Source organism: Brevundimonas sp. GW456-12-10-14-LB3 (genome assembly GCF_059424365.1).
The window spans coordinates 36,648-52,557 of the sequence record NZ_JBWKZJ010000020.1; the positions used below are offsets into that span (position 1 = coordinate 36,648).

The following is a 15,910-nucleotide window of genomic DNA, read 5'->3' on the forward strand; positions in this document are numbered from 1 at the left end:
GTCATGTTCAAAGCACTTATCGAAGCCTCGGTCCGCTTCCGATGGTTCGTGGTCCTGGCGACGGCGATTGTCGCCGCCTTCGGCCTCTACAACCTGACGCAGCTGCCCATCGACGCCGTGCCGGACATCACCAACCGGCAGGTCCAGATCAACACCATCGCGCCGGCACTCGCGCCCGAGCAGATGGAACGTCAGGTCACCTATCCGCTCGAAACCGCAATGGCGGGTATTCCCGGCATCCAGACCACGCGGTCGCTGAGCCGAAACGGCTTCAGCCAGGTCACGGTCATCTTCTCCGACAACACGGACATCTACTTCGCCCGTCAGCAGGTGGCCGAACGGATGGCCCAGGCGCGCGAACGGTTGCCCGAGGGCGTGGAGCCGGCGCTCGCGCCCATCACCACGGGTCTGGGCGAAGTGCTGATGTGGACGGTCGACTTCAAGCCGTTCAACAGCGCCAACCTCGCCAAACCGGGTGAGCCCGGCTGGCAGGCCGGCGGCGCCTATCTGACGCCCGAAGGTGAACTCCTGACCACGCCCCAAGCCCGCGCAACCTACCTCCGCACGGTTCAGGACTGGATCATCGCCCCGCGCATGCGGACCGCGAAGGGACTGGCCGGCGTTGATGTGAACGGCGGCTATGTGAAGGAGTATGCGGTCCGACCCGACGCCGCGCGTCTGGCGGGTTACGGTCTGAGCCTGAACGATCTCGTCGTCGCGCTGGAACGGGCCAACACCCAGGCTGGCGCTGGCTATGTCCAGCGGTCCGGCGAAGCCTTGACCGTGCGGACCGACGCCTTGGCGCAGACCATCCCGGATCTCGCCCAGGCCCCCGTCGTCAACCGCAACGGACTGGTCGTCCGGGTCGCCGACGTCGCCACCGTCGAGATTGGCCAGGCGCCGCGTCTCGGCGGCGCCAGCCGCGACGGCCACGAGGCCGTGGTTGGTACGGCGCTGATGCTGGCCGGCGGCAACAGCCGGACGGTGGCCCAAGCCGCAGCCGAACGTCTCGAGGAGGTTTCCGCGAGCCTGCCGCCGAGCGTTGTCGCCGAACCGGTCCTGAACCGCAGCTCGCTGGTCAACAAGACCATCTCAACCGTCGCCAAGAACCTGATCGAAGGCGCTCTGCTGGTAATCGTGGTGCTGTTCCTGCTGCTCGGCAACATCCGTGCGGCTTCGATCACCGCCCTGATGATCCCGATCAGCTTCCTGTTCGCGGTCATCGGCATGAACCGCTTTGGCATCAGCGGAAACCTGATGAGCTTGGGCGCGCTGGACTTCGGCCTTCTGGTCGACGGCGCGGTCGTGGTGGTCGAGAATACCCTGCTGATGCTCAGCCAGCGGCGGGCCGAAGCCGGTCGAATGCTGACACGTCGGGAGCGGCTCGAGGTTGCTGGAGCCGCGGCGCGTCAGATGGTCAAACCGGCTGCTTTTGGCCAGCTGATCATCCTCCTGGTCTTCACGCCGCTGCTGATGCTTGAGGGCGTGGAGGGCAAGACCTTCATCCCCATGGGCGCAACGGTGATGCTGGCCCTCGTCGGCGCCTTCATCTTCTCCTTCACCTTCGTGCCGGCGATGACGGCCCTGCTGGTCCGGGATCCGAAGAAGGTCGAGGTCGATGAGCACGGCCACGCCCACGAGCACGAGACCTTCATCCTCCGATACGCGCGGCGCTGGATCGAACCGGCGATCCGCGCCGCCGTCGACCGGCCCAAAGTCGTCCTGGCGTCCGCGCTCGGCGCCCTCGTCATTGGCGGCATCGCCTTCAGTTCTTTGGGGCGGGAGTTCATCCCGACCCTGGATGAAGGCGATATCGCCATGCAGGCGTTGCGCGTGCCGTCCGCCTCGCTGGAACAATCGCTGGCGATGCAGATGGCCCTCGAACGCGTCATCAAGGCCCAGCCCGAGGTGAAGACTGTCTTCGCCCGGACCGGGACGGCGGAGGCGGCGGTGGACCCGATGCCGCCGAACATTTCGGACGCGGTCATCGTCCTGAAAGACCGCAAGGACTGGCCCGATCCGAACCTTCCGAAAGAGGAGCTGATCGAACGGTTCGAAGAGCTCGCCGCCGGACAACTCGGCAACAGCTTCGAGTTCAGCCAGCCCATCGAGCTGCGCTTCAACGAGCTGATCTCGGGGGTTCGGACCGACCTCGCCGTGATGGTCTATGGCGACGACTTCACCCAGCTGCAGGCCACTGCGGACCGGGTCGCCGCCGCCCTTCGTGCAACGCCCGGATCGGCCGACGTTCGCGTCGAGCAGGCGTCGGGTCTGCCCACCCTGACCGTCAGCGTGGATCGTTTCGCGGCCGCCAACTACGGCTTGTCGGCCGCCGATGTATCCGAGGCGGTTTCGGCCGCGGTCGGCGGCGCCGAGGCCGGGCAAATCTTCGAAGGCGATCGTCGCTTCAGCGTCGTCGTCCGTCTCGCGGATGATGCACGGAATGATCCGGCGGCCCTTGCGGCTCTGCCGGTAACGACCGCCACAGGCGTGACCGTGCCGCTCTCCTCCGTCGCCCGGATTCAGGTCGCGGAAGGACAGAACCAGATCAGCCGCAATGACGGCAGCCGGCGGATGGTGGTGCAGGCCAACGTTCGCGGGCGCGACCTGGGCGGCTTCGTCACCGAGGCCCAGGCCAAGGTGGAGGCCGACGTCGATCTTCCGACCGGCTACTCCCTGACCTGGGGTGGCCAGTTCGAGAACCTGAAGCGGGCCGAACAGCGTCTGGGGCTGGTCATTCCGATCGTCTTCATCCTGATCGGGGTCTTGCTTTTCATGGCTCTGGGGTCCTTCGCCGAGGCGGGCCTGGTGTTCGCGTGCGTTCCGTTGGCTCTGGTCGGCGGCGCCCTGGCGCTTGTCCTCAGGGGGATGCCGTTCTCGGTTTCCGCAGCGGTCGGCTTCATCGCCGTGTCCGGCGTCGCGACCTTGAACGGTCTCGTGCTGATGCAGGCCATTCGGGAGCGTCTCACGGGCGGAGCGGCGCCGCGTCTTGCCGCCATCGAAGGCGCGACAAGCCGGCTTCGCGCCGTCCTGACGACGGCTCTCGTCGCCATCGTCGGGTTCATCCCGATGGCATTCGCTCACGGCGCCGGCGCCGAAGTGCAGAAGCCGCTGGCCACCGTGGTCATCGGAGGCCTGCTCACGGCCACCGCGCTGACGCTCCTTGTCCTTCCGACCTTCGCGGCCAAGGCCGTGAAACACCGGAAGGCGGAAGGGATCGAGGAATGAGCGGGGCCCACGAAACAGAGCAGGTCCAGCGCCGCACCCTCCTGGTGGTGCTGTTCCTGAACGCTCTCCTGTTCGTGGGCCTGGGAGTGGGGGGCATCGCCCCCGACTCCAGCGCTCTGCTCGCGAACGCCGTCGACAACGGCTCGGACGCGGCCGTTTATCTGATCAGCTTTCTGGCGGTCGGACGCGCCCTGATCTGGAAGACGCGGGCGGCTCAGGTGTCCGGCGTCATGCTTCTGATCTTCTCGGTTCTCGTTCTGCTCGACGCCCTGCGTCGGACGGTCACCGGAACCGAGCCAGTCGGACCGACCATGATGGTGCTCGCCGTCGTGGCGGCGGTCATCAATCTGATCTGCCTGATGTTGATCCGTCGGCAGCAGAGCAGCGACGTCAACATGAAGGCGGCCGAGACCTTCAGCTTGAACGATTTCGCCTCGAACGGCGGCATCCTCGTCGCCGGCGGCCTGGTGATGTGGTTGGACCAGTCGTGGCCCGACCTGCTGGTGGGGGTGCTGGTCGCCGCCATAGCCGCCAAGGGCGGCTTCGACATCCTGCGCGATGCGCGCGTCGCGCGACGCGATTCGGAGGGCTCGGTGACATGAGCCCGCCGTTGATCGACATCGCGTCCGTTCAACGCTGGCGCAAACTCTTCATCGCCGCCGGATTGTTCGCCCTGCTGGCCTGGACCGCTCTCGTGAAGGCCCAGCCACAGCTCGAGCATCCCGTCGAACACCTCGGGCTGATCGCCATTATGGTCTGCATTCTGGGCCGCGCCTGGTGCTCGCTCTACATCGGCGGCCGAAAGAAGCAGGAGGTCGTCACCAGCGGACCCTATTCGCTGTGTCGAAACCCGCTCTATGTCTTCAGCTTCATCGGTGCATTCGGGATCGGCGCACAAACGGGCAGCCTGACCGTCGGCGCCACCTTCGCCGTCGCCTGCTGGATCGTGTTCCGCACCGTGGCGAGCCGAGAGGAAAGCTTTCTGACGTCGGCCTTCGGCGACACCTACCGCAGCTACGTCGTGCGCACCCCCCGCTTCGTCCCGAACCTGCGCCTCTGGCGTGATGAGGCGGAACTGTCCGTCCGGCCGGCCTTCTTCCTCCGGACTGTCCGCGACGGCCTTGTCTTCCTTCTCGCGTTGCCCGTGTTCGAGGGACTGGAGCACCTCCAGAACCTCGGCTGGCTCGACGCTCTCATCGCCTTGCCGTGAGGAGGCCGCAATGAGCCGCAAGCGACTGGTCATCCTCCTGAGTGCGGCTCTGGCGGTCGCCGCCTTCATCGCTGGAGCCGCCGCCCAGCGCGCCGGGATGCTCGTGCCCGACCGCTCGCCCCTTACCCGTGATGTCTCCTGAGGAGCCCGATCATGCCCAAGACCCTCCGCCTCAACATTCCCGTCCTCCTGCCCCATGCGCCCGATGTGCAGGACGGCTGCGTTGGACGGCTGATCGCGCTGTTGCGGGCCGAACCCGGCGTCTCCGAGGCGCATGTCGCCGAAGGCGAGGGAGGCCCAGAGCTTTGCATCCACTACGATCCCGACCAGCTGTCGCTGGCTCAGGTCCGTCGCCGTGCGCGTCAGGCCGGAGCCGAGGTCAGTGAGCGTTTCGGGCATCTCGTCGGGCGAGTGGAGGGTGTCCGCCACGCCCGCCACGCCCGCACGCTCGCGGCCGCGCTCGGCGAAGAAGCCGGCGTGATCGAGGCGGTGCTGGATCCGGCTGGCGCTCTGCGCCTGGAGTTCGACCGGCAGATCACGAACCGTGAAACGCTTGTCGAGCGCCTTGCGAGCCACGGCCTCGCGCTAGTGCGGGCGACGGAGGGGGCCGCTTCAACCGCTACGAAGACCCCTGAAGCGCAGCCGAAAGCGCCATCCGATCACGAGGCCAGTCATACGCCCGATGACGGTCACGACCATGGTCACTCCGATGGCGATGGCCATGACCACGGTCATTCCGAAGGCGACGGGCACGACCATGGTCATGGCGGCTTCCTCGGACCCAACACGGAGCTCATCTTCGCGGTCGGCAGCGGTGTCGCGCTCACGGTTGGCTGGCTGATCGAGAAATTCATTCCGGGCGTGCCGGGATGGCTGCCCTTCGGCCTTTTCCTGATCGCCTATGCCTTGGGCGGCTGGTTCACGGTCGGCGAGGCTGTCGGGAACCTGCGACGCAAGCGTTTCGAGATCGACACCCTGATGCTGGTGGCCGCAGCCGGCGCCGCGGCGCTCGGAGCCTGGGCGGAAGGGGCGCTGCTGCTGTTCCTGTTCAGCCTCGGGCACGCCCTCGAGCACTTTGCGATGGGGCGCGCCAAGAAGGCGATCGAGGCTCTAGCCGCCTTGGCCCCGCGCACCGCTCATGTGCGGCGAGGAGAGGCCGTCGTCGAACTTCCGGTCGAAGAGTTGGAAGTCGGCGACCTGGTCGTCGTTCGGCCCAACGAGCGACTCCCGGCCGACGGCTTCGTCGTGAAGGGAACATCCAGCGTGAACCAGGCTCCAGTCACGGGGGAGAGCATTCCGGTCGACAAGCAGCCTGTCCCGAACCCCGAGGAGGCCCGCGCCAAGCCGGCGAATGTCTCGGCGGCGTCGGTGGTCTTCGCTGGCACCATTAACGGCGGCGGCGCCATCGAGATCGAAACGACGCGTCGATCCAACGACACCACCTTGGCCAAGGTCGTCCGGATGGTGAGCGAGGCCGAGACCCAAAAGTCGCCGACCCAGCGCTTCACCGACCGCTTCGAGCGCGTCTTCGTGCCCCTCGTGCTCGGTCTGGCCTTCGTCCTCCTGTTCGCATGGGTTGTCGTCGACGAGCCGTTCCGCGACAGCTTCTATCGGGCGATGGCCGTGCTGGTGGCCGCCAGTCCGTGCGCTCTCGCGATCGCCACGCCGAGCGCGGTTTTGTCCGGGGTCGCCCGGGCGGCCCGCGCCGGGGTTCTCGTCAAGGGTGGCGCGCCGCTCGAAAACCTGGGAGCGCTCGACGCCATCGCGTTTGACAAGACCGGGACGCTGACCGAGGGGCGGCCGCGGATCACCGAAGTCGTTCCGTTCGGCCAGACGACCGAGAGCGAGCTCCTGGAGATTGCTGTCGCGGTCGAACGGCTCAGCGATCACCCCTTGGCGGAAGCGATCGTCCGCGACGGAAGCCAGCGGTTGGTCGCCGCCCCCGTTCGAACCGCAACGGATTTGCGTAGCCTGACTGGCAAGGGCGTCACGGCACGCCTGGACGACCAGGATGTTTGGATCGGCAAACCGGAGATGTTCGGTTCGGACGCCATCTCTCCGCTCGCACCGGACACCGAGATCGCCGTCGCGGCCCTTCGAAACCAGGGGAGGACGCTCATGGTGGTTCGCCGCGGGACAAAGGATCTCGGGGTCATCGGCCTTCTTGACACGCCTCGGGCCAAGGCGCGCGAGACCCTTACCGCGCTCCGCGCGCTCGGCATTCGCCGCATGATCATGATCTCGGGCGACCACCAGAAGGCGGCCCAGGCGGTGGCCGGTCAGGTCGGGCTGACCGAGGCGTGGGGCGACCTGATGCCGGAGGACAAGGTCGACGCCATCAAGAAACTCCGGGCGGAGACCAAGGTCGCCATGGTCGGCGATGGCGTCAACGATGCTCCGGCGATGGCCACCGCGACGGTCGGCGTCGCCATGGGTGCGGCGGGATCGGACGTCGCCCTGGAGACCGCCGACGTAGCCTTGATGGCGGATGATCTGTCGAAGTTGCCCTTCACCGTGGGTCTTAGCCGTCAAACCCGCCGCATCATCCGCCAGAACCTGTTCGTCAGCCTCGGGGTCGTGGCGTTCCTCGTCCCGGCGACGATCCTCGGTCTCGGCATCGGACCTGCCGTCGCCCTCCACGAGGGTTCCACCCTGCTGGTCGTCTTCAACGCGCTTCGCCTTCTGGCATGGCGCGGTCCGCGCGGCGTCGAATGACCCGCCTTCAGGAAAGCAAAGGATAGTCCAATGAAACGTCTCGGCTGGGTTGGCGTCATCGCCGCCTTTCTCCTGATCTCGGTCTTCGGCTTCGGGATGCTCTCGCGGCAGGGGCGTCCGGCGCCGGAGCCGACGGCAGTCGATGCGCGCCCGATCGACCAGCATGCCGGGCACAGCGATGCCGCCGCGGATAATCCCGCCACCCGGTCCTACAAGGAGGCGAACGAGCGGATGCACGCCGCTATGAACATCGACTACAGCGGCGACGCCGATGTCGACTTCATGCGCGGGATGATCGCCCACCACGAGGGGGCGGTCGCCATGGCAAGGATTGCGCTCGACCAAGGTTCGGACCCCGAGGTCAAGGGCCTCGCGGAGGAGATCATTCGCACCCAGGAAGCTGAAATCGTCCGCATGCGGGTGTGGCTGGCCAACCGGGCGGCTCGCCCGGCGGACGCGCAGGGCTGAAGCCATGGGGGGCAAGCGATCCCCGATCCGGAGCAAGGCTCCTCGATGGCGTCCAGGGCGCTACAAGGGGCGCGGCCGGTCCAAGCTATACGGGAGGCCAGAGCCGTTCCGGCCGGTGCAGGACACACTGATCGCGGTTGGCGCGAGCCTCGTCGCCGGCGCGATCGTCTTCTGTCTCGCCGTACCGCTGGCGGCAACCTACCGCATCCCGGTGTTCGTGTCCTTCGGCGTTCTCATGTCGCTCCTAGCGATCATGACCTATCGTCTCGGGCGGAAGGGGCAGGCTGGTCGGGTCATGACCGCCGCCATGGCGGCTGTATGCCTCATGGGGTTCGGCCTTCTTGTTCTGACGCGAGATCACTTGCAGTTCGCTCCGCGTCATCACGATCACCCCACAGCGGCCGGGCAGGCACGGCCTTGATGATTGCATCTGAGCACGCACGACCGCAGCCCGTCAGGATTTCGCGGGGTGGTTGGCTCGATATCCTGCGCTTTGTCGCCGGCGCGCTGATCATTCTTTACCACTTCCGCGAAGCGGCCCCGACGCCTCTGGGTCAGTTCCACCCGGTGTTCGACCGGGGCTATCTCCTGACAAATTTCTTCATCATCGACTCCGGGTACGTCCTTGCCCGGATCTACGGCGACGGCTTCGCGGCCCGCGCAATCCCGCTACACGCCTATGTCCGCCAGCGCCTTCTTCGCGTCGCGCCCTCTCATCTGGTAGTCGTCGGCGCGCTGGCGCTGTTGATCGCCCTCGCCGGGCTTTTCGGGATCGCCCCGAGCAATCCGCAGTGGTTCGATTGGGGTCAGTTGCCGGCGCAGGTCTTTCTGGTTCAAGCCTACGGAGTTCCAGGCGGGCTGGGGTGGAACGCGCCGACCTGGACGCTATCCGCCCTTCTCGGCTGCTACCTTCTACTTCCCTGGATATGCCGCCTGCTCTGGCGGCTCGATCCTTGGACCGTGGTGATGGGCGCCGGCTTGTTGATGATTGCCACAGACTGGGCGTGCCGGACATGGCTCGGCGAGCCCCTCTACCGCCTGCCTCTGAGGTTCGGATTCATTCGAGCGCTTCCGCTGTTCCTCCTTGGGGTCGCCGCCGCTCTTTTTGGATCACGCATCTATTCGACGCCGATATGGGCCGGCTGCATCGGGCTGCTCGCTTTGGTAGGTCTCGTCGCGGCGCAAGTCATCGGCCACTTCGCTCTGGTCTCGGTGGTCCTGCTGACCGTTCTGATCTGGGCGGCCGGAGCCTTGCCAACCGTGCGGCCGTCGAGGCTGATCGAACATCTCGGGCTTATGTCGTTCGCCATGTTCCTCACCAACGAGGTGAGCCGGATCGTCTGGTTTGGAGCATTCGACGCCTTCGGTCAGTCCGGCTGGTCGGATGCCGTCCGGTGGGGCGTGTGGACGGCGGGGCTCGTCGCGGCTTTCCTTGGCGCTGCGGCTTTCCGTTACGGCTTCGACCGCCCGGTTCAAACAAGGCTCAATCCGCCTCGCCCCCGAACACCGCTGCCCGGGACGAGCGCCGATCGACCGATCGCCTGACGGCCCAGTCTCCATCACGAAGCGCGGCTGGCCGTGCGTCTGAACACCTTGCGGCGGGGGGAGGCAGCGATCGGCCCTAAGCTCCTCGACCGCATTCTCCTCAAGGCGGTCCGGCTTTTGCTTCCGCATATGGGAGGGCGAAGACGCTCGCCGTCGATCCAAGTCAGGGGAAATCCACAACTTCAAGGCCGTCAGGCTTACACAAAACCTTACACAGTGAACTGATTTTTGATAGAAAGGTATTTAGTATCAGCTGTTTGATGCTGGCGTGTGTGACTTAAAATCTGCCGGGCGAAAGCCCTTGCCGGTTCGATCCCGGCCGCCCGCACCAGCAGCCTGTCCGCGCCGCCGGATCAGATGACCCGATGCAGCACGGCGCCTTCGGCGATATGGCGTATCACGGCGTCGCGTCCTGGCGCGTCCAGGCCCGCCGACAGGCCTATGGCCTTGCAGTTCTGCCGGGCCAGGTCGCATGCGGCGTCGATCAGGCCCTGGACGAGCCGCTCGGGCCTCAAGAGATCGAAGGCGACCAGGGCGTCGACGATGAATTGACGCTCGCCCTCCGTCGTGGTGGCTATCGTATAGGCCAGGACCGCGCGCACGACCCCTCCCGCCACGGCCGCCATCACTCCGCCGGCCGCAGGCGCCGCCGCGACGCGGGCGCGCCAGGCGTCCATCGTCAGGGTCGAATCAGCCATGCGCGCGATGACATAGGCCTGGTCGGCCTCGTCGCCGCTCAGGCGTCGGTATTGGAGTGCGCTCATTGTCGGACGTCTAGGGCTTAGACGAAAGGACCGCCTTGATCCGCGTCAAAAGAATTGCGTCTTAGGCGGACAAGAGCATAATCGCGCCATCATGCTGGAACTTCGCGCCCTGCCGACCGACTGCGCACAGCGCCGACAGGAATCGGTCTGCGTCGGCTGCGGCGCGCGCGCCTTCAGCGTCTGCAGCAGCCTGGATCCGGCGGACCTGGCCGGCCTGGACGCCATCGCCGAAAGGGTGTCGCTGAAGGCGGGCGAGGCCCTGATCCGCGAGGGCGATCCGGCCGTCCATCTGTTCAACATCACCTCGGGATCGGTGCGGATCTACAAGCTGTTGCCCGACGGGCGGCGCCAGATCACGGGCTTCCTGTTCGCCGGCGACTTCGTGGGCCTGGCGACCGGCGAGGACTACGCCTTTTCAGGCGAGGCGATCGAGGATTCGACCCTGTGCCGGTTCCGCAAGAGCGAATACCGCGCTCTGGTGCGTGAGCGGCCCCGGCTGGAAGAGGCTCTGCTGGATCGGGCGACCCACGAACTGGCCGCCGCCCAGAACCAGATGCTGCTCCTGGGCCGCAAGACGGCGCAGGAACGAATCGCCTCCTTCCTGCTGGAGCTGCCCAGCCGCGATCCCTTGCGGCCGCAGGCCGAGGATCAGGTGCGGCTGCCGATGACCCGATCCGAGATCGCCGACTATCTGGGCCTGACCATAGAGACGGTGAGCCGGGTCCTGACCAAGTTCAAGACCACAGGGGTGATCCGTCTGCTGTCGCTCAGCGAACTGCGGATCGAAGAACCCGAGCGGCTGCGCGACATCGCCGAGGGCGAGGCTTAGAGCCTGATCGGTTGAAGTGGAATCGCTTCGCGCTTCCGCTGAAGCCGTGAATCAGGCTCCAGATTAAAACGAGAGCATGATTCACGCTTCTGTCGGAACCGCGAAGCGGTTCCGTCCGAAACGATTATGCTCTAGGCGGGCGTGAGCCGACGGGCGGGCGCCAGGCCGACCCGCCCGTCTTCCCCCACGCCCTCGACCCGGATCGTCCGGTCGCACAACTGAGTTGGGGCGGAGCGGTGGCTGACCAGGATCAGGCCCTGACCGGCCTGTTTCAGCCGTCGATCCAGGGCCTTCAGCACCTGGGCCTCGGTCGCCGGGTCCAGCCCCTCGGTCGGTTCGTCCAACACCAGCCAGGCGGCGGGCCGCAGATAGGCGCGCGCCAGACCCAGCCGACGCCGTTCGCCCCCGGACAGCCGTTCGCCGTTGGGGCCGATGCGGGCGTCCAGACCCGCCGGGTCGGCGCGCAGACGTTCGGCCAGGGCCGCGTCGTCCAGGGCGCGCCACAGGGCGTCGTCGTCGGCCGGGCCGGCCAGCAGCAGGTTCTCGCGGACGGTGCCGTCGATCAGCCGCACGTCCTGGGCGGCATAGGCGAACAGCGGCCGTCGGTCCTCGGGGGTCAGGTCGGCGACGTCGATGTCGCCCAGGCGAGCTTCGCCCGGCTGGGCGTCCCGCAGGCCGATCAGGCGTTCGATCAGCGTGGTCTTGCCCGCACCGGAGGGGCCGATCAGGCCCAGGCGCGCCGGCGGATGAAGGGCCGCGCCGTCGGCCTGGAGCACCAGGGTCGGGGCGACCGAAACCGGCGCCCGATTCGGGTGAAGAGCCGAGGGCAGGGCCTCCAGGCGGCGAGCGGCTTCCTCGGCGGCGCCGTTCTGTTGCAGGGCGCCGACCAGGCCGGCGACCGACTCGACGCCCATCACCGCCGCCAGGGCGGCCAGGGCGGTCAGAGGCAGGGATGCACCCAGGGTGGCGGGGACCACCGCCGCGACCGCCGCCCCCGTGACGACCGCCTGCCAGGCGGCCATCCAGCCTCCGGCCTGGGTCAGGGCCGCTTGGGCTCGGTCCAGATCGGCGGCGGCCTCGGCCGCTTGGGTCGCCGCCCAACGGTCCAGCCCATAGGCTTTCAATTCGGGCGATACGGCCTCCAGGGCGGCCAGCCGGTCTTTCAGTCGGCCAACGGCGATCTGAACCGCCTGCCCGGCGGGGGCGGCCAGACGTCGCGCGATCAGAAGGGCGCCGGCTGCGCAGAGGGCCATTGAGGCCAGCAGGAGCGCGCCCGCCCATGGACTGGCCAGGCCGGCGAGGAGGGCGGCGGACGCGGCGCCGGCTCCCAGGGCCCAAGGCGCCGACAGCCGCACGAACAGGGTCTGAACCGCGTCCACATCCTGGACCAGCCGCGCCGAGGCTTCCCCCGAAGCGAGAGCCAGGGCGCGGCTTGGCGGCGCCGAAGCCAGGGCATCGAACAGTTGCGGACGCAGCCGCGCCAGGGCCTTCAGCGCCGCCTCATGGCCGGAGACCCGCTCGATATAGCGGGCGCCGGTCCGCAGGATCGCCAGCAGACGGATGGTGGCGCTGGGCACCATATAGTTGAAGGCCTGGACCGCCGCCGATCCGGCGACCCCGGCGAGGGCGGCGCTGGTGATGAACCAGCCCGACAGCCCCAGAAGACAGGTCGCCGCCACGGCGACGATCGCGCCGGTCGCAGCGGCGATACGGAGACGCAGCCGCTGGGCGCGACGCTGGGCGGCGATCAGGGCGCCGATGCGGGAGGCCGAGGGACGGTTCATCACAGGCGCACCACGCGGTCGGCCATGGCCGCGACGGCGGCGGAATGGGTGGCGATCAAGGTCGTGCGACCGCGCGTCGCCTGGCGGATCAGATCCAGCATGGCCTCTTCCGCAGCCGGGTCCAGATTGGCCGTGGGCTCGTCCAGCAGCAGGATGGGGGCGCGCTTCAGAATGGCGCGGGCCAGGCCCAGGCGGCGCCGTTCGCCGCCCGAAAGGCCGCCGCCGCGTTCGTCGATGGGCCGGTCCAGATCGCCGAACAGGCCCGCCTCTCCGGCGGCGACCAGGATCCGGCCGGGGCAGGCGGACGGATCGGCGATGCGGATGTTGTCGCCCAGACTGCCCGGCACGACGACGGGGTTCTGGCTGGCCCAGGCGATCTGACCGGCGAAGTCGCCCGCCTGACTGAGGTGCGCGCCGCCCACCTCGACCTCTCCGGCGGTCAGGGGCGACAGGCCCAGGAACAGGTGCAGCAGGCTGGACTTGCCCGAGCCGCTGGCGCCGACCAGGGCGACGATCTGGCCGGGGCGGACCTCCAGGTCGAAATCGGAAATCACCGGGGCGGCGTCTCCGTAAGCGATAGAGACGCTGGAAAAGCGGATCGCCGGGGCGTCTTCCGGCAGGATATGTCGGTCGCGCGCGACGGGCTCGGGCGTGATCAGGGCGGGGACGGCGGCCTCGGCCGCCTGGCGGTCATGATAGGCGGCGGCAAGGCGACGCAGGGGCTGATACACCTCGGGCGCCAGGGCCAGCACGAAGAAGGCGCGCGGCAGGTCCAGCTGCTCGGGCGCGGGGAAGGGCAGGAGCTTCAACAGGTTGAAGCCGCAATAGACGGCGATCAGCGCCACCGACAGGGCCGAGAAGAACTCCAGCACCCCGGAGGATAGGAAGGCGATCCGCATGACCCGATTGGTGCGCCGCTCCAGTTCATCGGAGGCGCGGGCGATTTCGACGGTGGTGCGGGCGCGGGCGTCAAAGGCCAGGACTGCGGGCAGGGCGCGCACCCGATCGACGAACAGGCCCGACAGCCGTTCCAGCGCCTGGAATTGACGGCGGCTTTCACCGGCGGCGGCGGTTCCGGCCAGGATCATGCCGAAGACGAAGGGCAGGAGGGTGAACAGGAGTATGCCGGCGGAAAAGGGGCTGGCGACGGCGGCGACGGCGATGATCAACAGGGGCGAAAGGCCGGCGGCCATTTTCAGGGGGATGAAGCGGGACATATAGCCGTCCAGCGCGCCGACCCCTTCGACCACGGCGGTCAAACGGTCGCCGGACCGGGCGCCCCGGCCGAAAAGGTCGACCAGCAGCCGGTCGCGCACGCTGGTCTTGACCGACCGACCCAGGCGCGCGCCCACCACCACCGTCGCCTGACCGATCAGGCCGCGGGCGATCAGGCTGACGACCGCCAGCAGCAGCCAGGGCAGGGCGGCCAGGGGCGAGGCGCCGAAGGCGGCCACCGTCATGGCCAGACCGCCGGCGAAACCGACCGCCGGAACCACGTCCGCCACCGCCAGAAGACCCGCCAGGGCGGTCAGACGCCGCCAGGGCGCGGCGGACCGTTTCAGCCAGACGGCGGGAGGGGCGGCGGGAGAGGAGGCCGAAATCGGCGCAGAGGTCATTCGAACACTCCAGCCTCGGGACAGGGCCGAAAGCCATTGGACAAACCGTCGTTGGGCGAAATGTCCAAGGACGATCAGTCCACTACGATCCCGAGGGCAAGGGGGCTTTGATCGAAATCAAGGCGACCGCCCCGCCTTGGTTCTAGGGCGGGACGAACGTCGGTCGTCGGGGCCGGCTACAAGGAGCCTAGAGCCATGATCGACCTCGCGGTCGTCGACCTATCCAGGCTGCAGTTCGCGCTGACAGCCCTTTACCATTTCCTGTTCGTGCCCCTGACCCTGGGGCTGTCGTTCATGCTGGTCATCATGGAGTCCATCTATGTGATGACCCGTCGGCCGATCTGGCGGACGATCACGCGCTTCTGGGGCACGCTGTTCGGCATCAACTTCGTGCTGGGCGTCGCCACCGGTATCACCATGGAGTTTCAGTTCGGCATGAACTGGAGCTATTACAGCCACTATGTCGGCGACATCTTCGGGGCGCCTCTGGCCATTGAGGGCTTGATGGCCTTCTTCCTGGAGGCCACCTTCGTCGGTCTGATGTTCTTCGGCTGGGACAAGCTGAAGCCGTCGGCCCACCTGCTGGTCACCTTCATGGTGGCGCTGGGTACGAACCTGTCGGCCGTGTGGATCCTGATCGCCAACGGCTGGATGCAGAACCCGGTCGGCGCCGCCTTCAATCCGGACTCGATGCGGATGGAGGTGACGGACTTCATGGCCGTGATCTTCAACCCGGTGGCCCAGGCCAAGTTCGTCCACACCGTCAGCGCCGGCTATGTCTGCGCCTCGGTGTTCGTGCTGGGCGTCTCGGCCTTCTATCTGCTGCGCGGCAAGCATGTCGGCTTCGCGAAGCGGTCGATGACCGTGGCCTCGGCCTTCGGCCTGGCGGCCTCTCTGTCCGTCGTCGTCCTGGGCGACCAGTCCGGCTACGCCCTGACCGACAACCAGAAGATGAAGTTGGCCGCGCTGGAGGCCATGTGGCACACCGAGCCCGCGCCCGCCGGCCTGACCCTGATCGGCATCCCCAGCATGAAGGATCGCGAGACCCATTACGGCGTCCACGTGCCGTGGATCATGGGTCTGATCGCCACCCGCACCATCGACAAGCCGGTCGAGGGCATCTTCGAACTGGTCGCCACCGCTGAGGACCGCATCGAATCCGGCGTCATCGCCTATGACGCCCTGGAGAAGGTCAAGGCCAATCCGGCCGATCCCGTCGCCCGCGGCGTGTTCGAGACCCATCGCCGCGACCTGGGCTACGGCCTGCTGCTGAAGCGCCACGTCGCCGATCCGCGCATGGCTTCGCCCGAGCTGATCAAACAGACGGCCTGGGAGACGGTGCCGAACGTGCCGGCCCTGTTCTGGAGCTTCCGCATCATGGCCGGCATCGGGATGTTCATGATCCTGTTCTTCGCCACGGCCTTCTTCCTGTGCACCGTGCGCAAGCATGACACCCGCTGGTTCCTGCGCCTGGCCGTGCTGATGATCCCGCTGCCGTGGGTCGCGATCGAGTTCGGCTGGATCCTGGCCGAGTTCGGGCGTCAGCCGTGGGCGGTGGAAGGCGTGCTGCCGACCTTCCTGGGCGCCTCGTCCCTGACCGTGCCCCAGCTGTGGGGCACCATCATCGGCTTCACCGCCCTGTACGGCGCCCTGGCCGTCGTCGAGGTCAGGCTGATCCTCTACGCCATCAAGAAGGGGCCCTTCCACGAGCAGGAAACCTTCAGCGCCCCCGCCCCCGAGGCGCCCGCGAC

13 protein-coding genes are annotated in these 15,910 nt (G+C 67.5%); 10 read left to right on the top strand and 3 right to left on the bottom strand.

Annotated features, from left to right (window positions below; all coding sequences use genetic code 11):
• The first annotated feature begins 3 nt into the window (after positions 1–3).
• The 8 genes from AC07XS_RS09845 to AC07XS_RS09880 all read left to right on the top strand — a co-directional run bounded on the left by AC07XS_RS09845 (position 4) and on the right by AC07XS_RS09880 (position 9,166).
• Positions 4–3,228 (top strand): CusA/CzcA family heavy metal efflux RND transporter, encoded by a 3,225-nt coding sequence (locus AC07XS_RS09845; RefSeq protein WP_182714257.1) that lies wholly within the window; start codon positions 4–6, stop codon positions 3,226–3,228.
• Positions 3,225–3,830: a cation efflux transmembrane domain-containing protein gene (locus AC07XS_RS09850; RefSeq protein WP_494732666.1), complete on the top strand. Its 606-nt coding sequence runs from the start codon at positions 3,225–3,227 to the stop codon at positions 3,828–3,830. The genes AC07XS_RS09845 and AC07XS_RS09850 overlap by 4 nt, the downstream gene beginning before the upstream one ends.
• On the top strand, positions 3,827–4,438 hold the full coding sequence (locus tag AC07XS_RS09855; protein WP_161639690.1) for a methyltransferase: 612 nt from the start codon (positions 3,827–3,829) through the stop codon (positions 4,436–4,438). The genes AC07XS_RS09850 and AC07XS_RS09855 overlap by 4 nt, the downstream gene beginning before the upstream one ends.
• Before the next feature lie 10 nt (positions 4,439–4,448).
• A complete protein-coding gene (locus AC07XS_RS09860; RefSeq protein WP_321208054.1) occupies positions 4,449–4,580 on the top strand; it encodes a hypothetical protein in 132 nt (43 codons plus the stop codon).
• An 11-nt stretch (positions 4,581–4,591) separates the two neighbouring features.
• Positions 4,592–7,153: a heavy metal translocating P-type ATPase gene (locus AC07XS_RS09865; protein ID WP_161639691.1), complete on the top strand. Its 2,562-nt coding sequence runs from the start codon at positions 4,592–4,594 to the stop codon at positions 7,151–7,153.
• 30 nt (positions 7,154–7,183) lie between these two features.
• Positions 7,184–7,621: a CopM family metallochaperone gene (copM, locus tag AC07XS_RS09870; RefSeq protein WP_161639692.1), complete on the top strand. Its 438-nt coding sequence runs from the start codon at positions 7,184–7,186 to the stop codon at positions 7,619–7,621.
• A gap of 115 nt (positions 7,622–7,736) precedes the next feature.
• Entirely contained in the window at positions 7,737–8,042 is a 306-nt protein-coding gene (locus AC07XS_RS09875; protein WP_161639693.1) for a hypothetical protein, read from the top strand.
• Positions 8,042–9,166 (top strand): acyltransferase family protein, encoded by a 1,125-nt coding sequence (locus tag AC07XS_RS09880; RefSeq protein WP_161639694.1) that lies wholly within the window; start codon positions 8,042–8,044, stop codon positions 9,164–9,166. The genes AC07XS_RS09875 and AC07XS_RS09880 overlap by 1 nt, the downstream gene beginning before the upstream one ends.
• Before the next feature lie 353 nt (positions 9,167–9,519).
• On the opposite strand, the gene AC07XS_RS09885 is transcribed toward AC07XS_RS09880, so the two are convergent.
• Positions 9,520–9,930: a hypothetical protein gene (locus tag AC07XS_RS09885; RefSeq protein WP_054766303.1), complete on the bottom strand. Its 411-nt coding sequence runs from the start codon at positions 9,928–9,930 to the stop codon at positions 9,520–9,522.
• Positions 9,931–10,021: 91 nt separating this feature from the next.
• Here AC07XS_RS09885 and AC07XS_RS09890 point away from each other — a divergent pair, with 91 nt between their 5' ends.
• The gene (locus tag AC07XS_RS09890) at positions 10,022–10,759 is read left to right on the top strand and encodes a cyclic nucleotide-binding domain-containing protein (protein WP_224762314.1); all 738 of its coding nucleotides are present in this window, start codon (positions 10,022–10,024) and stop codon (positions 10,757–10,759) included.
• Positions 10,760–10,890: 131 nt separating this feature from the next.
• On the opposite strand, the gene AC07XS_RS09895 is transcribed toward AC07XS_RS09890, so the two are convergent.
• Together AC07XS_RS09895 and cydD are read right to left on the bottom strand one after the other, a co-directional pair.
• A complete protein-coding gene (locus AC07XS_RS09895) occupies positions 10,891–12,543 on the bottom strand; it encodes an amino acid ABC transporter ATP-binding/permease protein (protein WP_182714255.1) in 1,653 nt (550 codons plus the stop codon).
• Entirely contained in the window at positions 12,543–14,159 is a 1,617-nt protein-coding gene (gene cydD, locus AC07XS_RS09900) for a thiol reductant ABC exporter subunit CydD (protein WP_182714254.1), read from the bottom strand. Before cydD ends, AC07XS_RS09895 begins: the two co-directional genes overlap by 1 nt.
• 198 nt (positions 14,160–14,357) lie before the next feature.
• On the opposite strand from cydD, the gene AC07XS_RS09905 reads away from it, so the two are divergent.
• Positions 14,358–15,910: cytochrome ubiquinol oxidase subunit I (locus AC07XS_RS09905; protein ID WP_182714253.1), on the top strand; the 1,553-nt coding region annotated here is incomplete at its 3' end.

Excerpts from the sequence above, each read along its gene's own strand:
- AC07XS_RS09890 (WP_224762314.1), top strand. The coding sequence starts at position 10,022 with ATGCTGGAACTTCGCGCCCTGCCGACCGACTGCGCACAGCGCCGACAG.
- AC07XS_RS09880 (WP_161639694.1), top strand. The coding sequence starts at position 8,042 with ATGATTGCATCTGAGCACGCACGACCGCAGCCCGTCAGGATTTCGCGG.
- AC07XS_RS09850 (WP_494732666.1), top strand. The coding sequence starts at position 3,225 with ATGAGCGGGGCCCACGAAACAGAGCAGGTCCAGCGCCGCACCCTCCTG.
- AC07XS_RS09845 (WP_182714257.1), top strand. The coding sequence starts at position 4 with ATGTTCAAAGCACTTATCGAAGCCTCGGTCCGCTTCCGATGGTTCGTG.
- AC07XS_RS09885 (WP_054766303.1), bottom strand. The coding sequence starts at position 9,930 with ATGAGCGCACTCCAATACCGACGCCTGAGCGGCGACGAGGCCGACCAG.
- AC07XS_RS09865 (WP_161639691.1), top strand. The coding sequence starts at position 4,592 with ATGCCCAAGACCCTCCGCCTCAACATTCCCGTCCTCCTGCCCCATGCG.
- AC07XS_RS09860 (WP_321208054.1), top strand. The coding sequence starts at position 4,449 with ATGAGCCGCAAGCGACTGGTCATCCTCCTGAGTGCGGCTCTGGCGGTC.
- AC07XS_RS09855 (WP_161639690.1), top strand. The coding sequence starts at position 3,827 with ATGAGCCCGCCGTTGATCGACATCGCGTCCGTTCAACGCTGGCGCAAA.
- copM (WP_161639692.1), top strand. The coding sequence starts at position 7,184 with ATGAAACGTCTCGGCTGGGTTGGCGTCATCGCCGCCTTTCTCCTGATC.
- AC07XS_RS09895 (WP_182714255.1), bottom strand. The coding sequence starts at position 12,543 with ATGAACCGTCCCTCGGCCTCCCGCATCGGCGCCCTGATCGCCGCCCAG.
- cydD (WP_182714254.1), bottom strand. The coding sequence starts at position 14,159 with ATGACCTCTGCGCCGATTTCGGCCTCCTCTCCCGCCGCCCCTCCCGCC.